Source organism: Streptomyces sp. RKAG293, assembly GCF_023701745.1.
In the GTDB taxonomy this organism is placed as follows: domain Bacteria; phylum Actinomycetota; class Actinomycetes; order Streptomycetales; family Streptomycetaceae; genus Actinacidiphila.
Genome location: NZ_JAJOZB010000001.1, coordinates 2,234,953 through 2,255,378 on the forward strand (window position 1 = coordinate 2,234,953; position 20,426 = coordinate 2,255,378).

Annotated in this window: 23 protein-coding genes; 6 read left to right on the forward strand and 17 right to left on the reverse strand. The window is 71.0% G+C overall.

The features are described 5' to 3' along the window. Positions 1–54 precede the first annotated feature (54 nt). Positions 55–912, forward strand: a complete 858-nt coding sequence (locus LNW72_RS09805) for a 3-hydroxybutyryl-CoA dehydrogenase (RefSeq protein ID WP_250975052.1) — start codon at positions 55–57, stop codon at positions 910–912. A 70-nt stretch (positions 913–982) separates the two neighbouring features. On the opposite strand, the gene LNW72_RS09810 is transcribed toward LNW72_RS09805, so the two are convergent. Both LNW72_RS09810 and LNW72_RS09815 read right to left on the reverse strand, forming a co-directional pair. After that, complete coding sequence (locus LNW72_RS09810) at positions 983–1,756, reverse strand: ABC transporter ATP-binding protein (protein ID WP_250980082.1); 774 nt, start codon at positions 1,754–1,756, stop codon at positions 983–985. A gap of 52 nt (positions 1,757–1,808) precedes the next feature. Beyond that, entirely contained in the window at positions 1,809–2,729 is a 921-nt protein-coding gene (locus LNW72_RS09815) for an ABC transporter permease (RefSeq protein ID WP_250980083.1), read from the reverse strand. Between the two features lie 143 nt (positions 2,730–2,872). Here LNW72_RS09815 and LNW72_RS09820 point away from each other — a divergent pair, with 143 nt between their 5' ends. Next, on the forward strand, positions 2,873–3,493 hold the full coding sequence (locus LNW72_RS09820; protein ID WP_138354863.1) for a TetR/AcrR family transcriptional regulator: 621 nt from the start codon (positions 2,873–2,875) through the stop codon (positions 3,491–3,493). 33 nt (positions 3,494–3,526) lie between these two features. Here LNW72_RS09820 and LNW72_RS09825 read toward each other — a convergent pair whose 3' ends face one another. Further along, positions 3,527–3,757: a hypothetical protein gene (locus LNW72_RS09825; RefSeq protein ID WP_250975053.1), complete on the reverse strand. Its 231-nt coding sequence runs from the start codon at positions 3,755–3,757 to the stop codon at positions 3,527–3,529. Positions 3,758–3,943: 186 nt separating this feature from the next. After that, positions 3,944–4,342, reverse strand: a complete 399-nt coding sequence (locus LNW72_RS09830; protein WP_250975054.1) for a hypothetical protein — start codon at positions 4,340–4,342, stop codon at positions 3,944–3,946. A 91-nt stretch (positions 4,343–4,433) separates the two neighbouring features. On the opposite strand from LNW72_RS09830, the gene LNW72_RS09835 reads away from it, so the two are divergent. Then, the gene (locus LNW72_RS09835; protein WP_138354860.1) at positions 4,434–4,646 is read left to right on the forward strand and encodes a hypothetical protein; all 213 of its coding nucleotides are present in this window, start codon (positions 4,434–4,436) and stop codon (positions 4,644–4,646) included. Here the strand turns inward: LNW72_RS09835 and LNW72_RS09840 are convergent. From LNW72_RS09840 to LNW72_RS09855, 4 genes are all read right to left on the reverse strand, one after another. Beyond that, positions 4,628–5,110 carry an NUDIX hydrolase gene (locus tag LNW72_RS09840; protein WP_203674525.1) on the reverse strand — a complete coding sequence of 161 codons (483 nt, stop codon included), beginning with the start codon at positions 5,108–5,110 and terminating at the stop codon, positions 4,628–4,630. The two genes, LNW72_RS09835 and LNW72_RS09840, sit on opposite strands and share 19 nt — an antisense overlap. A gap of 100 nt (positions 5,111–5,210) precedes the next feature. Next, positions 5,211–6,548 carry a transcriptional regulator gene (locus tag LNW72_RS09845; RefSeq protein WP_250975055.1) on the reverse strand — a complete coding sequence of 446 codons (1,338 nt, stop codon included), beginning with the start codon at positions 6,546–6,548 and terminating at the stop codon, positions 5,211–5,213. 386 nt (positions 6,549–6,934) lie between these two features. Beyond that, on the reverse strand, positions 6,935–7,129 hold the full coding sequence (locus LNW72_RS09850) for a YegP family protein (RefSeq protein ID WP_250975056.1): 195 nt from the start codon (positions 7,127–7,129) through the stop codon (positions 6,935–6,937). Positions 7,130–7,242: 113 nt separating this feature from the next. Beyond that, complete coding sequence (locus LNW72_RS09855) at positions 7,243–8,463, reverse strand: PP2C family protein-serine/threonine phosphatase (protein ID WP_250975057.1); 1,221 nt, start codon at positions 8,461–8,463, stop codon at positions 7,243–7,245. A 466-nt stretch (positions 8,464–8,929) separates the two neighbouring features. Here LNW72_RS09855 and LNW72_RS09860 point away from each other — a divergent pair, with 466 nt between their 5' ends. Next, complete coding sequence (locus LNW72_RS09860; protein ID WP_250975058.1) at positions 8,930–9,292, forward strand: nuclear transport factor 2 family protein; 363 nt, start codon at positions 8,930–8,932, stop codon at positions 9,290–9,292. Positions 9,293–9,394: 102 nt separating this feature from the next. Here the strand turns inward: LNW72_RS09860 and pheT are convergent, their stop codons facing one another. The 7 genes from pheT to infC form a co-directional block, all read right to left on the reverse strand. Continuing rightward, positions 9,395–11,920: a phenylalanine--tRNA ligase subunit beta gene (gene pheT / locus LNW72_RS09865; protein WP_250975059.1), complete on the reverse strand. Its 2,526-nt coding sequence runs from the start codon at positions 11,918–11,920 to the stop codon at positions 9,395–9,397. Beyond that, entirely contained in the window at positions 11,920–13,056 is a 1,137-nt protein-coding gene (pheS, locus tag LNW72_RS09870; protein ID WP_250975060.1) for a phenylalanine--tRNA ligase subunit alpha, read from the reverse strand. The genes pheT and pheS overlap by 1 nt, the downstream gene beginning before the upstream one ends. Before the next feature lie 124 nt (positions 13,057–13,180). Then, positions 13,181–14,311, reverse strand: coding sequence for an ATP-binding protein (locus LNW72_RS09875; protein WP_250975061.1), 1,131 nt, complete (start codon positions 14,309–14,311; stop codon positions 13,181–13,183). 41 nt (positions 14,312–14,352) lie between these two features. Continuing rightward, positions 14,353–15,216, reverse strand: coding sequence for an RNA methyltransferase (locus LNW72_RS09880; RefSeq protein ID WP_250975062.1), 864 nt, complete (start codon positions 15,214–15,216; stop codon positions 14,353–14,355). A 150-nt stretch (positions 15,217–15,366) separates the two neighbouring features. Beyond that, on the reverse strand, positions 15,367–15,750 hold the full coding sequence (gene rplT / locus LNW72_RS09885; protein ID WP_138354852.1) for a 50S ribosomal protein L20: 384 nt from the start codon (positions 15,748–15,750) through the stop codon (positions 15,367–15,369). 111 nt (positions 15,751–15,861) lie between these two features. Then, the gene (rpmI, locus tag LNW72_RS09890; protein WP_138354851.1) at positions 15,862–16,056 is read right to left on the reverse strand and encodes a 50S ribosomal protein L35; all 195 of its coding nucleotides are present in this window, start codon (positions 16,054–16,056) and stop codon (positions 15,862–15,864) included. A 108-nt stretch (positions 16,057–16,164) separates the two neighbouring features. Further along, a complete protein-coding gene (gene infC / locus LNW72_RS09895) occupies positions 16,165–16,953 on the reverse strand; it encodes a translation initiation factor IF-3 (RefSeq protein ID WP_374117197.1) in 789 nt (262 codons plus the stop codon). A gap of 346 nt (positions 16,954–17,299) precedes the next feature. Here infC and LNW72_RS09900 point away from each other — a divergent pair, with 346 nt between their 5' ends. Beyond that, positions 17,300–17,653 (forward strand): DUF1844 domain-containing protein, encoded by a 354-nt coding sequence (locus tag LNW72_RS09900; RefSeq protein ID WP_250975063.1) that lies wholly within the window; start codon positions 17,300–17,302, stop codon positions 17,651–17,653. 48 nt (positions 17,654–17,701) lie between these two features. Here the strand turns inward: LNW72_RS09900 and LNW72_RS09905 are convergent, their stop codons facing one another. Both LNW72_RS09905 and LNW72_RS09910 read right to left on the reverse strand, forming a co-directional pair. Further along, the gene (locus tag LNW72_RS09905) at positions 17,702–18,484 is read right to left on the reverse strand and encodes an MIP family channel protein (RefSeq protein WP_250975064.1); all 783 of its coding nucleotides are present in this window, start codon (positions 18,482–18,484) and stop codon (positions 17,702–17,704) included. A 142-nt stretch (positions 18,485–18,626) separates the two neighbouring features. Then, entirely contained in the window at positions 18,627–19,361 is a 735-nt protein-coding gene (locus LNW72_RS09910; protein WP_250975065.1) for an SseB family protein, read from the reverse strand. A 120-nt stretch (positions 19,362–19,481) separates the two neighbouring features. On the opposite strand from LNW72_RS09910, the gene LNW72_RS09915 reads away from it, so the two are divergent. Beyond that, positions 19,482–20,414: a serine hydrolase gene (locus LNW72_RS09915; protein WP_250975066.1), complete on the forward strand. Its 933-nt coding sequence runs from the start codon at positions 19,482–19,484 to the stop codon at positions 20,412–20,414. Positions 20,415–20,426 lie beyond the last annotated feature (12 nt).

A 20,426-nucleotide genomic window follows, 5' to 3' on the forward strand; every position in this document is an offset into this window, starting at 1 on the left:
CCGCTACCGCGTGGTGCGCCCGCTTATTCCTGTACCACAGCGAAAGGCTTACGAGTGAGCGACATCCAGCGCGTCGGAGTGGTGGGGGCCGGGCAGATGGGCTCCGGTATCGCGGAGGTCTGCGCCCGCGCCGGACTGGACGTCCGGGTCGCGGAGACCACCGGCGAGGCCCTGGAGCTCGGCCGTACCCGTCTGACGAACTCCCTCGGGAAGGCCGCCGAACGCGGCAAGATCACCGAGGAGGAGCGGGACGCGACACTCGCCCGTCTGAGCTTCACCACCGACCTCGGCGAATTCGCCGACCGTGACCTCGTGATCGAGGCCGTGGTCGAGAACGAGCAGGTCAAGACCGAGATCTTCCAGGTCCTCGACCAGGTGGTGACCCGGCCGGACGCCATCCTGGCCTCCAACACCTCGTCCATCCCGCTGGTGAAGCTCGCGGTGGCCACCTCGCGTCCCGAGTACGTGCTCGGGATCCACTTCTTCAACCCGGCCCCGGTGCAGAAGCTCGTCGAGCTGATTCCGGCGCTCACCACCGCGGACGACACCCTCAAGCGGACCGAGAGCCTTGTCACCGACGTGCTCGGAAAGCACGCGATCCGCGCGCAGGACCGCTCCGGATTCGTGGTGAACGCGCTGCTGGTCCCGTATCTCCTGTCGGCGATCCGGATGTTCGAGTCCGGAATCGCCAATCGCGAGGACATCGACAACGGGATGGAAATGGGCTGCGCGCACCCGATGGGCCCGCTCAAGCTCTCCGACCTCATCGGTCTGGACACCATCGCCGCCATCGCGGATTCGATGTACCACGAATTCAAGGAGCCGCTGTACGCCGCTCCCCCGCTGCTCCAGCGCATGGTCGACGCGGGCCGGCTGGGCCGTAAGACCGGCTCCGGTTTCTACCAGTACTGACCGCACCGATGAACGAATGAGAAAGCCGGCCCGCCCTTCCGATGGCGGGCCGGTTCCTTATCCGTGGGCGTTATCCGTGGGCGTTCTCGTAGGCGCTGACGACTTCCTCGGTCGGGCCGTCCATGAGGAGCTCGCCCTTCTCCAGCCACAGCACCCGGTCGCAGGTATCGCGGATCGACTTGTTGTTGTGGCTGACGAGGAAGACCGTGCCCGCTTCCTTGCGCAGCTCGCGAATGCGTTCCTCCGAGCGGCGCTGGAAGGACCGGTCACCGGTGGCCAGCGCCTCGTCGATCATCAGCACATCGTGGTTCTTGGCCGCCGCGATCGAGAACCGCAGCCGGGCCGCCATGCCCGAGGAATACGTCCGCATCGGCAACGAGATGAAATCGTCCTTCTCGTTGATTCCCGAGAACTCCACGATGCCCTGGTACCGCTCGCGGATCTCCTCCTGCGACATCCCCATCGCCAGACCGCCGAGCACGACGTTCCGCTCGCCGGACAGGTCGTTCATCAGCGCCGCGTTGACCCCCAGCAGCGAAGGCTGGCCGTCGGTGTAGACCCGGCCGCTCTCCGGCGGCAGCAGACCCGCGATCGCCCGCAGCATCGTCGACTTGCCCGAACCGTTCGACCCGATCAGTCCGATGGCCTCACCCCGGTACGCGGTGAAGCTCACCCCGCGCACCGCGTGCACCAGCCGGACGTTCGGCGACGACTTACGGGACACCAGGCGGCCGAGGGCGGCCGTCGCACTGCCCTTGCTGTTCCCGGCGCCGTGCACCCGGTAGACGATGTGCACATCGTCCACGATCACGGTCGGGATGCGGGACGCGGCGGGGGCCGCGATACCGGCGGCCCGGTGGTCGGTGTGAGTGGCGCTCTTCTCGATCTCCGCTGTCTCAGCCACGGCCGTACTTCTCCTCAGCCTTCCAGAAATACACGTACCCGCCGACGCCCACCACGACCGCCCAGCCCACCGCCACCGCCCACACGTGCGGCGGCATGTCCTCGGCGGTCACGCTGTCGATCAGCGCGAAGCGCATCAGGTCGATGTACACCGCGATGGGATTCACATCGAGCAGGATCTTCACGAAATACGGTGCCGTCTTCGTGAAATGGCTGATGCTATACATCACACCGGAGGTGTACATCCACGTCCGCAGGATGAACGGCATCAGCTGCGCCAGGTCCGTCATCTTGCTGCCCAGCCGGGCGACGATCAGTGCCAGACCGGCGTTGAACACCGACTGGATGAACAGCGCCGGAATCGCCAGCAGCCACGACCAGGTCGGCACCTCGCCGGTCATCAGCACGATCGAGAACAGCACCAGCATCGACATCAGCAACTGCTGCAGCTGCATCAGCGTGAACGCCAGCGGCATCGACGCCCGCGGGAAGTGCAGCGCCCGGATCAGCCCCAGGTTCCCCGCCACCGCCCGCACGCCGCTCATGATCGACGACTGGGTGAAGGTGAAGATGAAGATGCCGGTCACCAGGAACGCGATGAAGTTGTCCACACCGCGGTCGGTACCCAGCAACAGCCCGAAGATCAGGTAGTACACCGCCGCGTTCAGCAACGGCGTCATCACCTGCCACAGCTGACCCAGCCGGGCATCGGTGTACTGCGCCTGCGTCCGCGCCTTCGCGAACTCGTTGATGAAGTGCCGCCGGCCCCACAACTGCCGGGTGTACTCGGCCAGGCCCGGCCGGGCACCACTGACCGACAGCCCGTACTTCGCCGCCAGATCAGCGGCCGACAGCCCGCCGTCCGGGCTGTCCAGGTCCTGCGCCGCCGCGGGGGCGTCCGTCTGCAAGGTCATGTGACGCGCTTTCGTTCGAGGCGAAAACGGGGAGTGAACACGACACGACGGAACGGATCCGTCTCGTCGTGTGGTCCGACGGTAGAGCATCCATTGAATGGAACGCAACCGTTCCGTCGCCACGTCAGGCTAGGCTCGGCGGCATGCCAACGGAGCCCCGAACCCCTCGTCGCGCCCCCGCGGGAGCCGCCGTGCTCCGGGAGGACGTGACGGACGCCATCCGCAGCGCCGTATTCGACGAGCTGGCGGCGGTCGGCTACGGCCGGATGTCCATCGAGGGGATCGCCCGCCGGGCCGGGGTCGGCAAGGCCGCGGTCTACCGGCGCTGGCGTTCGAAGCTGCCGCTGGTCCTCGACACGGTGTCCGCCGTGGCGGTCCAGGGAATGCCCGCGCCGGACACCGGCTCGCTCCTCGGTGACGTCCGGTTACTGCTGGAGGTCACCGCGCGCGCCCTGCGGCATCCGGTCGCGTCGCAGATCATCCCGGACCTGCTCGCCGAGGCGGCGCGCAATCCGGAGATCGCCGCGGCACTGCAGACGGCGCTGCGCGACACCCAGCGCGGTATCTCGGCGGCCGTCGTGCGCAAGGCGGTCGAGCGCGGCGAACTGGCGGCGGGAACCGACGCGGACCTGTCCCTGGACCTGATCGCGGGTCCGCTCTACTGGCGGCTCGCCGTGATCCGCTCCCCGCTGCCCAAGGGGTACCTCGACAGCCTCGCGGCGGCCACCGTGACCGCCCTGAAGGCGGCCGGGGCGGCGCGCTGACCGCGCCGCTCCGGCCCGCCTCCGGCCGCCCGGTCAGTGCTCGGGCGACCGGATGGAGACGATCTCGCCCTTCCAGAGCTGGAACCAGTGCCCTGCCGCGAGGAGCTCTTCGGAGGCGCTGTTGAGGGCCGCGACTCCGTCACGGGTGTGGTGCCGGTCGGAGAGATAGACCTCGACCCGGCCGCGGCGTTCGCGGACGACCGCGCCGACATCGGGTTGGAGAGGGGCCAGGAGATAGACGATCCGGATCACGGTGTTCCCCATCGATGGCACGCGCGGCCGGCCGAATCCAGGCACCGGATGCGCGTCACGGGGCAACGTACCGCCCGGCCCGCACCCCGACAACAGCTGTACCGGCCAACAACCGCAAGGGAATCCGGCCCCGCGAGCGGGCCTCCGCGACCACCCCTGCCGCACCCTGCGACCGCCTCGTACCGCGCCTTCCGGCGGCTAACGCTCCTCTGCCCGCGCCCGCTCCCACGCCTCGACCGTGGCGCGCAGCCGTCGGCGCTCCGCGGGCGGCATGGCCTCCGCGTAGGTGACGATGACGCGCATGTCGTCGTCGTAACCCTGCACCTCGTCCGAGACCCAGCCGAGGAACTGCTCGGCGGCGGCCCGCTGGACGAGGGCGGCCGGCCGGCGCAGCGCGGCGGCGATGGCGCGCAGCTGGACGGGGCCGGGCGCGGTGGCGACCTGGCCGCGGGCGAGCTTGTGCAGATACGGCTTGGAGACGGTGGCGCCGGTCACCGGGTCGATGGCCCGGTCGGCGAGGTCCTGGTACGAGTCCCCGGCCGTCTGCGCCTCCTGGACCAACCGGGACAGCTGATCGTGGCGTTCACCGACCACCATGCCCACCGTCCCAATTCGTAGACGAAACGTCTCTCAAGTGCTTCACTATTTTTACATGAGACCGGACCATCCCCATAGAGCACTCTCCCCCGTGATCCTCAGCCTCCCTCTCAGCACGCTCACCATCGTCGTCGGCGGACGCCGTGCGCTGGTGCCCGCCGTCGCCGTCGCCGCCCTCTCCCTCCTGCTGCTGATCGGCGCCGCCGCACCCGCCGTGTGGTCCCGCAGGCCCGCACGGCGGGCGGCCGCACTCCACGTCCTGAACAGCCTGCTCGGCCGCGAGCATCACCCCAGGCGCAGATGATGCAGCATCAGCAGCGCGGCGGCCATGTTCGACGCGGGGACCTCACCCCGCGCGACCATGTCCGGCACGGTCTTGAGCGGCACCCACTCCCGCCGGTCCGATTCGAAGTCGTCCTCCGGATGACCGACGTACTCCGCCTCCTCCGACCAGTAGACGAAGTGGCGTGCGTCGGTCAGGCCGTTGGAGGGTTCGACGGTCAGCAGGTGCTGCAGCCGCCCCGGTCGCCAGCCGGTCTCCTCCAGCATCTCCCTGGCCGCCGCCGTCTCGATGTCCTCGCCGTCCTCGACGACCCCGGCCGCGAGCTCCCAGCCCCAGCTGTCGGTGATGAACCGGTGCCGCCACAGCAGCAGCACCTCGTTCGCCTCGTTGACGGCGGTGGCCAGCGCGACCGGCCGCAGCCTGATCAGGTAGTGGTTGAGATGACGCCCGTCGGGGAGTTCGACATCGGCGAGATTGACACGCATCCAGCGGTTTCTGTACACGGTTCGCTCACTAAGGTTCTTCCATTGCACGATTCCGCCACCTTCCTTTCGGATGGTGACAACATCGCAGCTCGCGTGAGCGTCACAACGGAACGCGGAGCAGCTCGTCGATGAGCCCGGCGGCCTGGACCGCCAGCACGCTGTCGCAGGCGGCCAGCTGGCCGCGGACCGCCGCGAACCGGTCGCGCAGACGCTGCGATTCCATACCCCGCCCCTGCTCCACCATCCGGACCGCCAGCGTCGCGGCGTGGTCGGCCTCGCCCCGGCGCAGCTCCACATGGGTCAGCACGGCCAGCCGGTGCACCCGTCCACGGGCGTGCGAGGGGGAACTCACCGCCTGGACGGCGTGTTCGAGGGCGGGCCGCAGCTCACCGAGGCTCAGGAACGCCTCCGCCAACTGCACGTCCACCAGCCCTGGTTGGACATAGGCGGTCTCCGCGGGCTCGTCCTCGGTCCTGATCCGCTGCTCCGCGGTCTCCGCGAGCCGGCCGCAGCGGTGGGCGCTGGGCCGGTCGCCGAGCCGCCCGTACGCCTTGGCCTGCATCGCGTACAGATCCGCGGCCAGTGCGGGGGTGACGTTGTGGCCCGCCGTGCGCAGTGCCGCCTCGGCGAACGCCACCGCCTGCCGGTAGTCGCGCAGATGGAGCGACTGGTAGACGAGCATGCCCACCACACAGGCGCCCAGCCCCCGGTCCCCGGACGCCTTGGCCAGCCGCAGCGACTGGTGGAAGTAGCGCTGCGCGAGCCCGTGCGCGTCCGTGTCGTAGGCGCAGATCCCGGCGATCCCGACGAGCGCCCCGACCGCGCGGTGCAGCTGCCGGCCGAGCGGATCGGAGTAGCGGCCGCGCAGCAGCGGCGCGGCCTGGGAGTTGAGGAAGCCGACGACGCGGTCCCGGGTCGCCACGCCGCCCGCTCCCCGGTACAGCTCCTCGTAGTGCGCGCGGGCGGCGTGCAGCATGGCCACGTCCGCGCCGGTCACCCGCTGCACCCCGGTCCGCGAGACGTCCATGTCCTCCGGCGGGTTCTCCCACTCCCACAGCGGCATGACCGCCTTGGGCCCGGTCAGTACGGGCGCGGTGCGCACATGGGGGCGCTGCTGTTCGTCGGCGCGCCATAACGCGGTGGCGCGTTCCACGAAACCGGTCAGCGGGGTACCCGCCGTCTGGGCCACCGCTCCCCGGTCCATCCCGATGTCGCCGAGGGTCAGCGGGCGTTGCACCAGGCCGCCGAGCACCTCGCGGATCAGGTCGGGCACCTCGCCGCGGGGCCGCTGGCCCTTGATCCAGCGGGTCACCGCGGTGCGGTCGTAGCGGAGCGGCATTCCCCGGGCCCGGCCGAGTGCGTTGATCCGGGCGGCCAGCCCCGCATGGGAGGCACCCGCCTCGTCGAGGACGGCGTCGAACAGCGTGTTGGGTTCCATCCGGTCCCCCTGGTTTCGCCCACTGCGCGCAGCGTAGTACCACCCCGTTCACACGGGGTGTGAGCGGAGCACCCGCATATGCCGTTCGCACACGCTCCCCCGGGAGTTGGCGGCGGGATTGACTGTGCCCCGGGTCGCCGACTCCCCCTCGTGCATTGGCGGCGGCCCACCCCGCACCGCCCGCCCTGCGTTGCCAGGCACACCGCGGCAGGACGGGTGGTGCGGTCCACGACGATCTCTGGGAGGCCGACAGTGACCGGTACATGCTTCCGCTGCGCGGCGAGCGGCGCCGGGACGACACGGGTCGGCACGCTGCGCCCGCGTGAGGGCGGCGACCATCCCGTCTGGGCCTGTGCCGAGTGCCTGCCCGCCGCGCCGGACCCCGACTACTGCTTCTTCGTGCCGTCGACTTCCTGCACGGGGGCGTCACCGGCGTTCCGCTTGACGGAGTCCACTCCGTTCATCGCGCCGGACTTGGACTCGTACGCCTCGCCCACCGCGATGATCTCGCCATTGCCCGCCTTGAGGCGGAACCTCCACTTGTCGGCCTTGTCCTGGTAGACCTCGAACTTACCGGCCACTGCGACCACCTCGTTCCCTTGCGTCCCTGACGTCCTTGCGAAATACGACAGATATCCGCAAAGTACGACGTACAGGGACCGCCCGCCACCGCGGTCCGCGCCCCCGGAGCGGCTCAGCGGCGCGGTGTTCCCGACAGTGCGGCGGAACGGTTCCGCAGCGGGACCCGGGCCACCTCGCGGAGCAGGACGAGCAGGGCCATGTCGTCGGCCGGCCGGCCGCCGGTGTGCCGCAGGGCCGCGGCGCTCAGTGCACGGGCGAAGGGTGCGGCGGCCAGTGCGCCGCCGATCCGCGCGGTGGCGGCCGCGGCCGCCACCGCTTCGGGAAGCGGGAAGAACGTCCCGGACGCGTTGCGGGCGTCCTGCAGCCCGTCGGTGTAGAGCAGCAGGGCCTGGCCGGGCAGCAGCACGCCGTGGTGGGCCGGCGCCGCCCGGTCCCCGTCGTCCAACAGGCCCAGCGGCGGCAGCGGTTCCCCCACCGCCAGCGGCCGCGGTCGCTCGCCGGTCGCGTAGGGCCCGGTCACAAAGGGCTGCGGATGACCGCAGTTGACCGTCTCCAGCTTCCCGTCGTCGCTCAGCTGCACCAACAGCAGGGTGACGAACTCCTCGGCGACCGGGTTCTGCGACTCGGTGTCCGCCACCGCCGGATGCTCCGCGCACGAACGCTGCCGCAGATGGCGCTGGAGCGAACGGTCCAGCCGGGACAGCACCCCGGTCAGCTCGGGCTCGTCGTACGCGGCCTCCCGGAAGCTGCCGAGCAGCGCGGCGACCGAGTCGATCGCGGCCAGCCCGTGGCCCCGGACGTCACCGAGCACCGCCCGCAGCCCGTACGGCGTGGCCAGCACCTCGTACAGGTCGCCACCCACCCGGGCGCCCAGGCTCGCGGAGAGATACTCGCCCGCCACCGCATAGCCGTTCACCCGCGACGGCAGCGGCCGCAGCAGCACCCGCTGGGCGGCGACGGCGATCTCCCGGGTGCGCTCCAGCTCCGCCGCCAGTCCCGCCCGGCGGCCGGCCATCCAGAAGCACAGCGCCACCACGGCGAGCACCGCCACCCCGGTGCCGAGCCGATCCCGCACCTCAAAGGCGCCCTGGCCCACCAGCCCCGCCACCAGCGCCACGAGCGCTATGACACCACTGACCAGCACACACTGCCGCTGACCGGTGCCCACGCACGCGATGGCGGGTGCCACGGCCAGCGCCGGCAGCGGACTCACCCCGTCGGGCGCGACCGCCGCGACCACCAGCACCAGCGCGATCCAGACACCGGGCAGCACGTACACCAGCACGGCCGGGGTGCCGTACGGCACCCCGAGAACTGCTCTGATACGGATCATCCCGCCGGCTCCCCCTAGGTCGTGTCGTCGAAGTCCCGTCTGGCCGGCGGGGCCTGACACGCGCGCTCGCGGCGTTGTCGTCGGTCGCCGATGCTCCGCATGGACTCCCTCCGCCGCCTTGCGATCGCACGCACCAGACCCCGCCGGCCCCGCCCTCCGGGCGGACGACGCTACTTCGACGACACTCCCCGCAGCCGTTGGCGCGGTCGGCGACGGAACCGCCCCCACAGAGATCGGACCCCCGCGTCGCGACCGATTCTGTCGATCCGTGCACCTCCCACAACGCCCAGCCCTGGAGAATCACCCGATCGAGCGAAGAAACCTCCGCACGAGGACAAGCGCTTACCCATAACCAATGCTTCTGTCGATCATACGATCCATCTCTTCGACTTCTGGGCCATGGCGTCGCACCATGGGAGAGAGGAAACGCATCGACCAGCGACCGCTACGAAGAGAGGGAGCGACCATGACCACCGCACGAGAAGCCGCCGCACAACCGGAGGACCTGGCCCGGCTGTTCGTGGAACGGGCGAACGCGGGCGACGCCGAGGGAGTCGCCGCGCTCTACGAGCCCGACGCCGTGCTGGGATTCCCGCTCGGCAGCGAGACCGTCGGCAGGGAGGCGATCCGCGGCGTCATCGAGCAACTGCTGCGGCAGGTACCGCACTTCACGCTGGAGGAGTCGCTGCCCACCCTGGTCAACGGCGATCTGGCGCTGACCGCGACGCGGTCCGCCGACGGGACCGGCGGCCGCGCCCAGGTGGCGCGCCGCCAGCCGGACGGCAGCTGGCTGCGCATCCTGGACCGGCCCGAATCCCGTGACCGGTAGCCCTAAGACGGGGCCCTTGACCGGGTCAGGACCGACGAATGGGGCGCACCCGGAGATCCGGGTGCGCCCCATCGGCGTTCGGTCAGGCCCGGAGGCCCGCTGTCACGCGCCGCGCAGCACCGCGCCGGTGGCCGCGGTGGCCGCGGCGACGGCGGCGTCACGGGCGGCGGTCGTCTCCTCGGCCGTGAGAGTGCGGTCGGCGGCCCGGAAGCGCAGGGCGTAGGCGAGGGACTTCTTGCCCTCGCCGACCTGCTCACCGGTGTAGATGTCGAACAGCCGCAGCGATTCCAGCAGTTCACCGGCACCGGTGCGCAGGGCGGCCTCCACCTCGGCGGCCGGCACGGACGCGTCGGTGATCAGGGCGACGTCCTGCGTGGCCACCGGGAAGGTGGACACCCGGGGCGCCGGGACGGGGCCGGCGGACGCCCGCTCCACGCGGTCCAGGTCGAGCTCCATCGCGGAGGTCTGGTCCGGCAGGTGCAGCGCCTTGACGACCCGCGGGTGCAGTTCACCGGCGTGGCCGACGAGGAGCTCCGCGCCGTCCACCACGGCGAGCAGCGCCGCGCAGCGGCCCGGGTGGAACGGGGCGTGCTGGTCCTGGCGGACGATCAGCTCGACCCCGGCCTCGCGGGCGACGGTGCGGCCGGCCTCGATGGCGTCCGCCCAGCTCGCGGCGGTGCCCTTGCCCCACCAGCCGGCCTGCTCGCGCGCGCCGGACAGCGCGACGGCGACCCGGCGCGGCTGCTCGGGCAGCGCGGCGTTCAGCGCCGCGATCTCCTCGTCGGTGGGCCGGCGGTCGACCGGCAGCCGCGGCGGCGACGGCTCGGCGCCGGTGGGCAGGAAGACCAGACCGGTCTCGAACAGGGCCAGGTCGTGCGAGCCCCGTCCGATGTTGCGGCGCAGCGTGGCCAGCAGTCCCGGCAGCAGCGTCGTGCGCATCGCCGGTTCCTCGTCGGAGAGCGGGTTGACGAGCTTGACGGTGCGGCGGCGCGGGTCGTCCGCCTCCAGGCCGAGCTGGTCGAAGGCGGCCTCGCCGAGGAACGGCGTGTTCTGCACCTCGACGTAGCCGGCTCCGGCCAGCGCCCGGCCGGTCCGGCGGCGCAGCTGCTGCGATCCGGTCAGACCGCGGCCGGACGGCAGCTTGGGCAGCGTCGACGGCAGGTTCTCGTACCCCTCCAGCCGGATGACCTCTTCCGCGAGGTCGTTCGGGTCGGTGAGGTCCGGGCGCCAGCTCGGCACGGTGACGACGAGCTCGTCGGAGCCGTAGACGTCACAGCCGACCTGCTGCAGCCGGCGCACCACGGTCTCGCGGCCGTACTCGGTGCCCGCGACGCGGTCCGGGTGGTCGGCCGGGATGGAGATGGTGCGCGGTGCGGACGGGGAGATGATCTCCGTGACGCCCGGCTCCGCGGTGCCGCCCGCGAGCAGCACCAGCAGGTCGGCGGTGCGCTGTGCGGCGGCCGAGGTGGTCTGCGGGTCGGTGCCGCGCTCGAAGCGCTTGGACGCCTCGGAGGACAGCTTGTGCCGGCGGGCGGTGCGGGCGATGGTGACCGGCTCGAAGTGCGCGGCCTCGATGACGACGTCGGTGGTGCCGCGCACCTCGCCCGTCGTCTCGTCGCGGACGGCGTCCGCGATCTCGGTGTCGGCCCCGCCCATGACGCCGGCCAGACCGATCACACCGCTGTTGTCGGTGATCACCAGGTCCTCGGCGTCCAGCACGCGCTTCGCGCCGTCGAGCGTGGTGAGCTTCTCGCCGGGCTGTGCGCGGCGGACGCCGATCGGGCCGTCGACCCGGGTCCGGTCGTAGGCGTGGAGCGGCTGGCCGAGCTCCAGCATCACGTAGTTGGTGACGTCCACGGCCAGGCTGATCGGCCGCATGCCGGCCTTCTGCAGCCTGCGCTGCAGCCAGATCGGGGAGCGGGCCTCGGGGTCCAGGCCGACCACGGTGCGGGCGGTGAAGCGGTCGCAGCCGATCGGGTCGCCCACCTTGACCGGGTAGCCGTACGCGTTCGGCGGCGGCACGTCGAGCAGCGCCGGGTCGCTCAGCGAGATCCCGTAGGCGATGGCGGTCTCGCGGGCGACACCGCGCATCGACAGGCAGTAGCCCCGGTCCGGGGTGACGGCGATGTCGAGCACCTCGTCGACGAGCTCCAGCAGCGCGATCGCGTCGGTGCCGGCCTCGTGCTCCGGCGGGAGCACGATGATGCCGTCGTGGTCGTCGCCCATGCCGAGCTCGGCGGCCGAGCAGATCATGCCGTGCGAGGTCCTGCCGTACGTCTTGCGCGCGGCGATCTTGAAGTCGCCGGGCAGCGTCGCGCCGGGCAGCACGACGACGACCTTGTCGCCGACGGCGAAGTTCCGGGCGCCGCAGACGATCTCCTGCGGCTCACCGGTTCCGTTGGCACTGCCCACGTCGACCGTGCAGAAGCGGATCGGCTTCTTGAAGCCCTCCAGCTCCTCGATGGTGAGGACCTTGCCGACCACCAGCGGGCCGGTCAGGCCGGCGCCGAGCTGCTCGACGGTCTCGACCTCGAGGCCGGAGGAAATGAGCTTGGCCTGGACGTCACGGCCGGTTTCGCCGGCGGGCAGGTCGACGTACTCCCGCAGCCAAGAAAGCGGGATCCGCATCAGATCTCCATCCCGAACGGAAGGGTGAAACGCACGTCACCCTCGATGATGTCTCGCATGTCCGCGATGTTGTGACGGAACATCAGCAACCGCTCGATGCCGAAGCCGAAGGCGAACCCGCTGTACTTCCGGGGGTCGACGCCGCACGCGGTGAGCACCCGCGGGTTGACCATGCCGCAGCCGCCCAGCTCGATCCAGCCCTCGGAGGAGCAGGTCCGGCAGGGGCGGTCCGGGTCGACGGCCGACTCGCCGCGGCACGCGAAGCACTGCATGTCCATCTCGGCGGACGGCTCGGTGAACGGGAAGTACGCGGGCCGCAGCCGGGTGGTGAGGTCGCCGCCGAACAGGGCGCGGACCATGTGGTCCAGCGTGCCCTTGAGGTCGGCCATGGTCAGGCCCTCGTCGATGGCGAGCAGCTCGACCTGGGCGAAGACCGGGGTGTGCGTGGCGTCCAGCTCGTCGGTCCGGTAGACCCGGCCCGGGCAGATGACGTAGACCGGCGGCTCGCGGTCGATCATCGAACGGATCTGTACGGGAGACGTGTGGGTGCGCAGCACGACGCCCGACTCCGCGGCGTCCCCGGCGGAGCCGCCGGCCAGCGGCTGGACGAAGAAGGTGTCCTGCATCTCGCGGGCCGGGTGGTCCGGCGGGAAGTTCAGGGCGTCGAAGTTGAACCACTCGGCCTCGATCTCGGGGCCTTCGGCGACCTCGTAGCCCATGGCCACGAAGACGTCCTCGATGCGGTCCGAGAGCGTGGTGAGCGGGTGCCGGGCACCGGCCGGGACCCGGTCGTAGGGCAGCGTGACGTCCACTGCCTCCTCGACGAGCACCCGGGCGTCGCGCTCGGCCTCCAGCTCGGCCTGGCGGGCGGCCAGCGCCTTGTTCACCCCGCCGCGGGCCTGGCCGACGCGCTTGCCGGCCTCCGCCTTCGCGTGCGGCGGCAGGGCCCCGATCTCACGGTTCGCGAGGGCGAGCGGCGACCGGTCACCGGTGTGTGCCACCTTGACCTCGCGCAGCTCGTCGAGGCCGGCGGCCGCGGCGATGGCGGCGAGCGCCTCGTCCCGCATGCGCTCGATCTCTTCGGGTTTCAGTGCCTCGACCTCGACAGGGTCGTACGACTTGTTCGGTGCCGACATCTCTTCCCGTTCCGAATTGGGTGCTGTGAGCGGCCTGCCCGACCGGACACAAGCCAAGGGTCCGAGTCTACTGGGGCCGCGCTGATGAGCCGGTCACGCCCGTCGGACCGAGCGGGGTCATGGCTCAGGCCATGAACGCCGGCGCCCCGACGGGCAGAATAAATCGGAACTGGGCTCCGCCGCCGGGGGCCCGGCCGACCGCGATCGTCCCGCCGTGCGCCTCGACGATGCCCTTGACGATGTACAGGCCCAGGCCGGTGCCGCCGCGCTTGCTCCCCCGCCAGAAGCGGGTGAAGACGCGGCTCATCGACTCCTCGGGGATGCCGGGGCCCTCGTCGCTCACCGTCAGTGCCGTACCTTCCGCGCGTTCCTTGTCCGGGGTGCCCAGAACCGAGGGCGCCACCTCGATGGTGACCTGTCCCTCGCCGTGCCGCACCGCATTTTCCAGCAGGTTGCCGAGGATCTGGTCGATCTTGTCGGGATCGGCCCACAGGGCGGGCAGCGGCTGGGTGACCTCGACCCGGAAGCGGTCCCTGGACTGCCCGGCGGCCACATGCGAGTCCACATGCCGGTTGACCATCGCGGCGATGTCGACCGGCTGGCGGCGCACCTCCAGGCGGCCGGAGTCGATCCGGGAGATGTCGAGCAGCTCGGCGATCAGCCGGGTGACGCGGTTGGCGTCCTGGTCGACGGTCTCCAGCATCAGTTTCTTCTGGTCGTCGGTGAACCGCTCCCACTTGGCCAGCAGCGTCGCGGTGAAGCCCTTGACCGAGGTGAGGGGCGAGCGCAGCTCGTGCGCGACGGTGGCGATCAGCTCGGCGTGACTGCGCTCGGTACGGCGCCGCGCCTCGGTGCCGCGCAGGGCGACGACGAGCCGGCGGACCGGGCCGGTCGGGTGGGTGCGCACATAGCGCGCGGAGACCAGCACCTCGCGGCCGCCGGGCAGCAGCAGATTCCGTTCCGGCTGGCCCACCCGGATCGCGAGCCCCTGGTACGGGTCGGTCAGCGACCACCAGCGGCGGCCTTCGAGGTCCTCCAGCGGCAGCGCCCGCTCGATGGGCGCGCCCAGCACGTCGGCCGGGTGCAGCGCGGTGATCCGGGCGGCGGCGGAGTTGAAGCAGATGACCCGGCCGTCCTCGTCCGCGACGACGAGTCCGTCGGGAAGGTCGTCCGGTGTGAGTCCGTACTCGCCCAGGCCCGCCGCCCAGCTCGCGAGCGTGGCAGGCGTGGTGCTCTCGGTAGCCGCGACGTCCATCTCCGCACCCCCCTTCTCAGGGCCCCCGGGCCGCAACCCTACTAGCTGGATGTGACGGAGCGGCACCCTCCGGGCGCACGCTGCGCCCGGGCGGAGGCATAGAGGCACACGGCGGCGGCCGTGGCGAGGTTGAGACTTTCGGCCTTGCCGTGGATCGGGACGCGCACCACCTCGTCCGCGAGTGCGCGGGTCTCCTCCGGCAGTCCCCAGGCCTCGTTGCCGAAGATCCAGCCGGTGGGGCCGCCCATGGTGCCCTCGTCGAGTTCGGCGTCCAGGTCCCGTACGCCGGCTCCGTCGGCGGCGACCAGCCGCACTCCGGCCGCGCGCAGGCCGGCGACGGCCGTCTCGACGGGTACGCCGACGGCGACGGGCAGATGGAAGAGACTGCCGACCGAGGCGCGCACGCACTTGGGGTTGTACAGGTCGACGGAGGCGTCGGTGAGGATCACCGCGTCGGCGCCGGCCGCGTCCGCGCAGCGCAGCACGGTTCCGGCGTTGCCGGGGTCCCGGACGTGCGCGAGGACCGCGACGAGTTGGGGAGCGGATCGCAGAATGTCATCGAATGGGGAGTCCAGGAAGCGGCAGATGCCCACGATGCCCTGCGGGGTGACGGTGTCGGAGATCTCGGCGACGACCTCGTCGGCGGCGGTGAGCACCGGGGCCCCGATCGCGCGGGCGGCCGCGACGATGTCGGCGTGCCGCTCGGCGGCCTCGGGGGTCGCGTACAGCTCGATGAGCGTGCGCCCGGCGGCGCCACCGGGGTGGCTGATGGCCTCCCTGACCGCCTGCGGGCCCTCCGCGATGAACCGTCGCTCCTTGCCGCGGAAGCTGCGCTTGGCCAGGCGGTGGGCCGCGGTGACACGCGGGGATCGCAAGGAGGTCAGCTCGGGCTCGGGGCTCGCCATGGGGAGTGCTCGCTTCTGGGGTGGATCCGGGAGATGACGTAGGCCCTGGGCGCCGGGACAGCACACGGACCCGCAGGCTCAGCCTGCGGGTCCGGGGACTGCCGTGGGGGTCACTCGGGGCGACCCCGGCAGCACCCCGTCGCGTCGTTCTCAGGCGGCCTTGGGCGCGTTGACGTCCGTCGGCAGCGCCTTCTTGGCAACCTCGACCAGCGCGGCGAAGGCGTTGGGGTCGTTGACGGCCAGCTCGGCGAGGATCTTGCGGTCCACCTCGATGTTGGCGGCGTTCAGACCCTGGATGAGGCGGTTGTACGTCATGTCGTTCTGACGGGCAGCGGCGTTGATGCGCTGGATCCACAGCCGACGGAAGTCGCCCTTGCGCTTCTTGCGGTCGTTGAAGTTGTAGACCAGGGAGTGGGTGACCTGCTCCTTGGCCTTGCGGTACAGGCGCGAACGCTGACCGCGGTAACCCTTCGCCGCTTCGAGGATTGCCCTGCGCTTCTTGTGGGCGTTTACAGCCCTCTTGACGCGTGCCACTTGATAACTCCTTGTAGGGGACCGCGGGGGGACTCACGCGGCCCGAAAGCGATGGGATCCCGGTTGGACGTCGCGCCCCTCGGTGTCCTCACGGACGATGGGGCGCGGCCGTCACAGACCGAGAAGCTTCTTGATCTTCTTGGTGTCGGCCTTGGCGAGCTGGACCGTGCCGGCGAGGCGGCGCGTCTTGCTCGACGGCTTGTGCTCGAGCAGGTGACGACGGCCGGCGCGCTCACGCATGATCTTGCCGCTGCCGGTGACCTTGAAGCGCTTGCTGGCACCGCTGTGCGTCTTGTTCTTCGGCATGTCGCCGTAGTCTCCTCGTCGCTGGCCCTCCCGTCCGCCACAGGTGCGGACGGAGAGCGTCAGTACTGTCTTCCATCCCGGAACGGTGCCCCGGGGCCTTACGCGGTCTCAGTTGTCCTCGACCGGCTTGTCGGCAGGCTTCTCAGCCGATTCCTCGGCCGCTTCGACGACCGGCGCCTCGGCGGACTCCTCGGAACCCTCGGAGTTCTCGACGGTGCCGTCGATGGACTCGTCGTGCTCGTCGGACTCGTCGTCGGAGCCGTAACCCTGACGCTCGGCCTTGCGAACAGCCGCTGCCTCGCGGGCTTCGGCCATCGCTTCGGTCTTCTTCTTGTGAGGACCGAGAACCATGATCATGTTTCGGCCGTCCTGCTTCGGATTCGACTCGATGAAGCCGAGCTCCTCCACGTCGGACGCCAGTCGCTGCAGCAGCCGGAAGCCCAGCTCGGGGCGGGACTGCTCGCGACCACGGAACATGATCGTGATCTTGACCTTGTCGCCCTGCTTCAGGAAGCGGACGACGTGGCCCTTCTTGGTGTCGTAGTCGTGCGGGTCGATCTTCGGCCGGAGTTTCATCTCCTTGATGACCGTGTGCGCCTGGTTCTTGCGCGCCTCACGGGCCTTCATGGCCGATTCGTACTTGAACTTCCCGTAGTCCATGAGCTTGCACACGGGCGGACGTGCGGTCGCTGCGACCTCGACCAGGTCGAGGTCGTATTCCTGCGCAAGCTCCAGGGCCTTGGCAAGCGGCACGATGCCGACCTGCTCACCACTGGGACCGACGAGTCGCACCTCGGGGACGCGAATGCGGTCGTTGATGCGAGGCTCGACGATGCGGGGCTCGGCGCTGATGGGGCCTCCTCGGTTGCACCACGCGGCCGCCTGGCGGACAGCCACGTAACGTCTGTGTCGTCCGACCCCTGTACTCAGAACGCAAAAAACGCCCCGAACAGGTCACAGGCAGGGCTCCTCAAAACCGGGAGCACCGCCACGGAACACCGCGGGGCGCAACAGGCAGCGCGTTCGGCATCCGGGAGAACCATCCACCGAAGAACGCTGCCAGACCGGACCCGCCAACCTCTCGGTCGGTCGGGTGGGAGATCGGAGCCTCCACTTGTGGGCCGGGCACAGGTGTGTCCGACCGGTCGATTTGCAAGCATACCAGTGACCTGCGGAAGCCCGTAATCGGCGGGATCGTACCCGTCGGCGTGGGCCTGCCGCGCGGTCGCCTATCGTGAGGGCCATGAGTGACGAGAACGAGACCCCTGACTTCGACGCGATGACCCGCGACATCGCGGACGTTCCCGCGGTCGAGGTCATCACGACGGTGGCGGTCCACCTGATGAGCGCGGCGGCCGTCAACCTGGGCCTCGCCGAGGAGGGCCCGGAGCACAAGGACCTGGACGAGGCCCGGAAGCTGATCACCGCACTGGCCGGCCTGGTCACCGCCGGCGCGCCGGAGATCAGCACCTACCACGCCGCCCCGCTCAAGGACGGTCTGAAGTCGCTGCAGCTGGCCTTCCGCGAGGCCTCCCTGGTACCGGACGAGCCCGGCCACGGACCCGGCGAGAAGCTCACCGGACCCGTCTACAGCTGAGCTGAAGCCGGGCCGACGGGACCGCCGGGCGCGCCGCCCCAGGTCGCGTCAGGCCGTCTCCGGCCGTTCCGCCCCGGTGTCCCCGGCATCCCGGGCGGCCTGATCGGCGTGGTCGGCGTGGTCGTCCACCCGGAGGCCGCCGTGCCGCGCGGCCGTCGGCGGGTGGGTCACATGGTGCACCAGCGCCGCCAGCGCGCCGCCGATCAGCGGCGCCACGAGGAACAGCCACAGCTGCGACAGCGCGGCTCCGCCCGCGAAGAGGGCGGGGCCGAGGCTGCGCGCCGGGTTCACCGAGGTCCCGGTCAGCGGGATGCCGACCAGGTGGATCGCGGCCAGCGCCAGGCCGATCGGCAGGCCGTCGAAGCCGAACACCGCCACCTTGTGCGTGACGGAGAGCACCACGAACACCAGCAGGAACGTCAGCACCACCTCGACGACGAACGCGCCGCCGATGTTGATGCCGACCGCGGACCGGCTGCCGTAGCCGTTGGTGCCGAACGCCCCGCTGGTCTTCAGCCCCGGCACCTGCTTGGCCACCAGGAAGAGCAGCGCGGCGCCCGCGATGCCGCCCAGCAGCTGGGCGACCCAGTACTCGACGGCCGTCCGGACGCTGATGCGCCCGGCGACCAGCATGCCGAGGGTGACGGCCGGGTTCACATGGCAGCCGGAGATCGGGCCGAGCGCGTAGGCCAGCGCCAGCAGTGTGAAGCCGAAGGCGAGCGCGATGCCGAGGGTGCCGATGTACTCACCCGCCAGTACCGCGGATCCGACGGCGAAGAAGACCAGCAGCAGCGTGCCCAGGAATTCACAGGTCACTGTCCGCTTGTCCATGGGGCCTCCTGGCATCGATTACTGCCCGTATGCGTGCACTGTCGGTCTGCTCTCGCATTCTCGGTCCCAGGACCGCATCGCACACTTCGGCAGACAGTGGGGCATACCGGTTGTCACCCGGCCGTCGGCCGGACCGGTCCGCTCAGCGCGTGAACAGCGGCTCGCCCGACACCTCGGCATCCGGCCCCAGCAGCGCGAGGTCGAGCCCGCGGACCAGCCGGGACCGCAGCACCTCGTCGGCCGACAGGGCGGTGGCGATCCGCCGGGCCACCTCGGCCACCGCCGCGTCCGGGGCGAGGACCAGGCCGAGGGTGCCGTCCGAGGTGCCGGCCGGGGACAGATACGCGCGCAGCACCCCCGGTTCGGCGGCGACGGCCGCGCGCAGCGCGCCGAGCACCTCAGGATCGCCGAGCGGGTCCACGTGCGCACGTCCCAGGGCGACGGCGCGCAGCGCCGGGCCGGTGAGGGCGTACGGGGCCGGTCCCGCCATGTCGATCAGCAGGGTGTCGGCCTTCTCGTGCGCGAGGGCCTGGAGCGCCTGGTGCAGCGGGACGGCGACCGGCCGGGCGTCGGGGCGCCAGCGGGCGAGGGATTCGACGGAGGTGAAGGCGGGCAGCGCCCGCCGGCCGTCGGCGGCCTGGATCGTGGGTACCGCCATGTCGCTGGTCTTCTCGCGGCGCAGACCGTCAGGGCCGGTCTCCACCTCGCCCAGTACGGCCACCACGGGGACCAGCAGACGGGCGCCGGGCAGCGCGGCGAGTACACCGGGCTCGGTCCGGCTGTCGTCGGCGTAGGCGGCGAGTGCGGTGGCCAGCGCCGCGTCGGCCGAACCGTCGTCGTCGGCGAAGCCAGGGTCGGGGATATTCTTGAGTGACACGCTGGGCAGCGTATCCGGCCCCGGCCGGCTGCCGTCGACGGGCTCGTACCGCCCGTTTTCTCACGGCTTGTTCATCCGTGTCTCAGCGTGCGCGCAGGTTCGATTCCCATGCTTGCGGGAATGCGACCTCACAACCGGCACCGGACCCGTCATACCGGCCGCACCGTCATCATCGCGACCATCGCGGCCGTCGTACTGGCGGGTGGCGGGGTGGTGGCGGGCGTCCACGCGATGGCGCGGCCGCCGGCCGGGGCAGAGGTGCGTCCGGCCGCCTCCTCCGGTGCGGCGCAGCCGGCCGGGGAGGGTGGGGAGAGCATGCCGACCGGGGCATCCGCGGCGGACCGGGACCAGGAGCTGAGCGACGCGCTCGGCACCGTGGCCGACTCGACCGACGCCGACTTCTCCGTCGCCGTGCTGGACACCGCGTCCGGCGCGCAGGCGGTGTACGGGGACGGGACGTACGACACGGCGAGCATCGTCAAGGTCGACATCCTCGCGGCACTGCTGCTGACGGCGCAGGACGCCGGGCGCGGTCTCACCGCCCAGGAGACGGCGAACGCCACCGTCATGATCGAGCAGAGCGACAACGACGCCGCGACCGCGCTCTGGCACTCCGTCGGCCGCGCGGACGGCCTCGCCGAGGCCAACGAACGCCTCGGGCTGACCGGGACCGAGGGCGGCGACGGCGATCTGTGGGGGCTCACCAGGACCACGGCCGCCGACCAGCTGCGGCTGCTGCGGGCGGTGTTCGGTGCCGACTCACCGCTGGACGCCGACTCGCGCAGGTATCTGCAGGGGCTGATGGGGCGGATATCCGACGGTCAGGACTGGGGCGTCACGGCGGCGGCGGTGCCGGCGTCCGACACCGCGCTCAAGAACGGCTGGCTGCAGCGCAGCACGACCGGGCTGTGGGACATCAACAGCATCGGCCAGGTCGCCACGGATCGGAGCACCTATCTCGTCGCGGTCCTGACCAGTGGAAACACCACTCAGGCCGCGGGGATCGCGCTGGCAGAGGACGTCGCGCAGGCGGCGGTGGGCGCGTTCGAGTAGGGACGTTCCGGT

Bases quoted from the DNA above. Each gene is read 5' to 3' on its own strand.
- LNW72_RS09815 (WP_250980083.1), bottom strand. From the start codon at position 2,729: ATGACCTTGCAGACGGACGCCCCCGCGGCGGCGCAGGACCTGGACAGC.
- LNW72_RS09820 (WP_138354863.1), top strand. From the start codon at position 2,873: ATGCCAACGGAGCCCCGAACCCCTCGTCGCGCCCCCGCGGGAGCCGCC.
- LNW72_RS09825 (WP_250975053.1), bottom strand. From the start codon at position 3,757: ATGGGGAACACCGTGATCCGGATCGTCTATCTCCTGGCCCCTCTCCAA.
- LNW72_RS09830 (WP_250975054.1), bottom strand. From the start codon at position 4,342: ATGGTGGTCGGTGAACGCCACGATCAGCTGTCCCGGTTGGTCCAGGAG.
- LNW72_RS09840 (WP_203674525.1), bottom strand. From the start codon at position 5,110: ATGCGTGTCAATCTCGCCGATGTCGAACTCCCCGACGGGCGTCATCTC.
- LNW72_RS09845 (WP_250975055.1), bottom strand. From the start codon at position 6,548: ATGGAACCCAACACGCTGTTCGACGCCGTCCTCGACGAGGCGGGTGCC.
- LNW72_RS09855 (WP_250975057.1), bottom strand. From the start codon at position 8,463: ATGATCCGTATCAGAGCAGTTCTCGGGGTGCCGTACGGCACCCCGGCC.
- LNW72_RS09860 (WP_250975058.1), top strand. From the start codon at position 8,930: ATGACCACCGCACGAGAAGCCGCCGCACAACCGGAGGACCTGGCCCGG.
- pheT (WP_250975059.1), bottom strand. From the start codon at position 11,920: ATGCGGATCCCGCTTTCTTGGCTGCGGGAGTACGTCGACCTGCCCGCC.
- pheS (WP_250975060.1), bottom strand. From the start codon at position 13,056: ATGTCGGCACCGAACAAGTCGTACGACCCTGTCGAGGTCGAGGCACTG.
- LNW72_RS09875 (WP_250975061.1), bottom strand. From the start codon at position 14,311: ATGGACGTCGCGGCTACCGAGAGCACCACGCCTGCCACGCTCGCGAGC.
- LNW72_RS09880 (WP_250975062.1), bottom strand. From the start codon at position 15,216: ATGGCGAGCCCCGAGCCCGAGCTGACCTCCTTGCGATCCCCGCGTGTC.
- rpmI (WP_138354851.1), bottom strand. From the start codon at position 16,056: ATGCCGAAGAACAAGACGCACAGCGGTGCCAGCAAGCGCTTCAAGGTC.
- LNW72_RS09900 (WP_250975063.1), top strand. From the start codon at position 17,300: ATGAGTGACGAGAACGAGACCCCTGACTTCGACGCGATGACCCGCGAC.
- LNW72_RS09905 (WP_250975064.1), bottom strand. From the start codon at position 18,484: ATGGACAAGCGGACAGTGACCTGTGAATTCCTGGGCACGCTGCTGCTG.
- LNW72_RS09915 (WP_250975066.1), top strand. From the start codon at position 19,482: ATGCGACCTCACAACCGGCACCGGACCCGTCATACCGGCCGCACCGTC.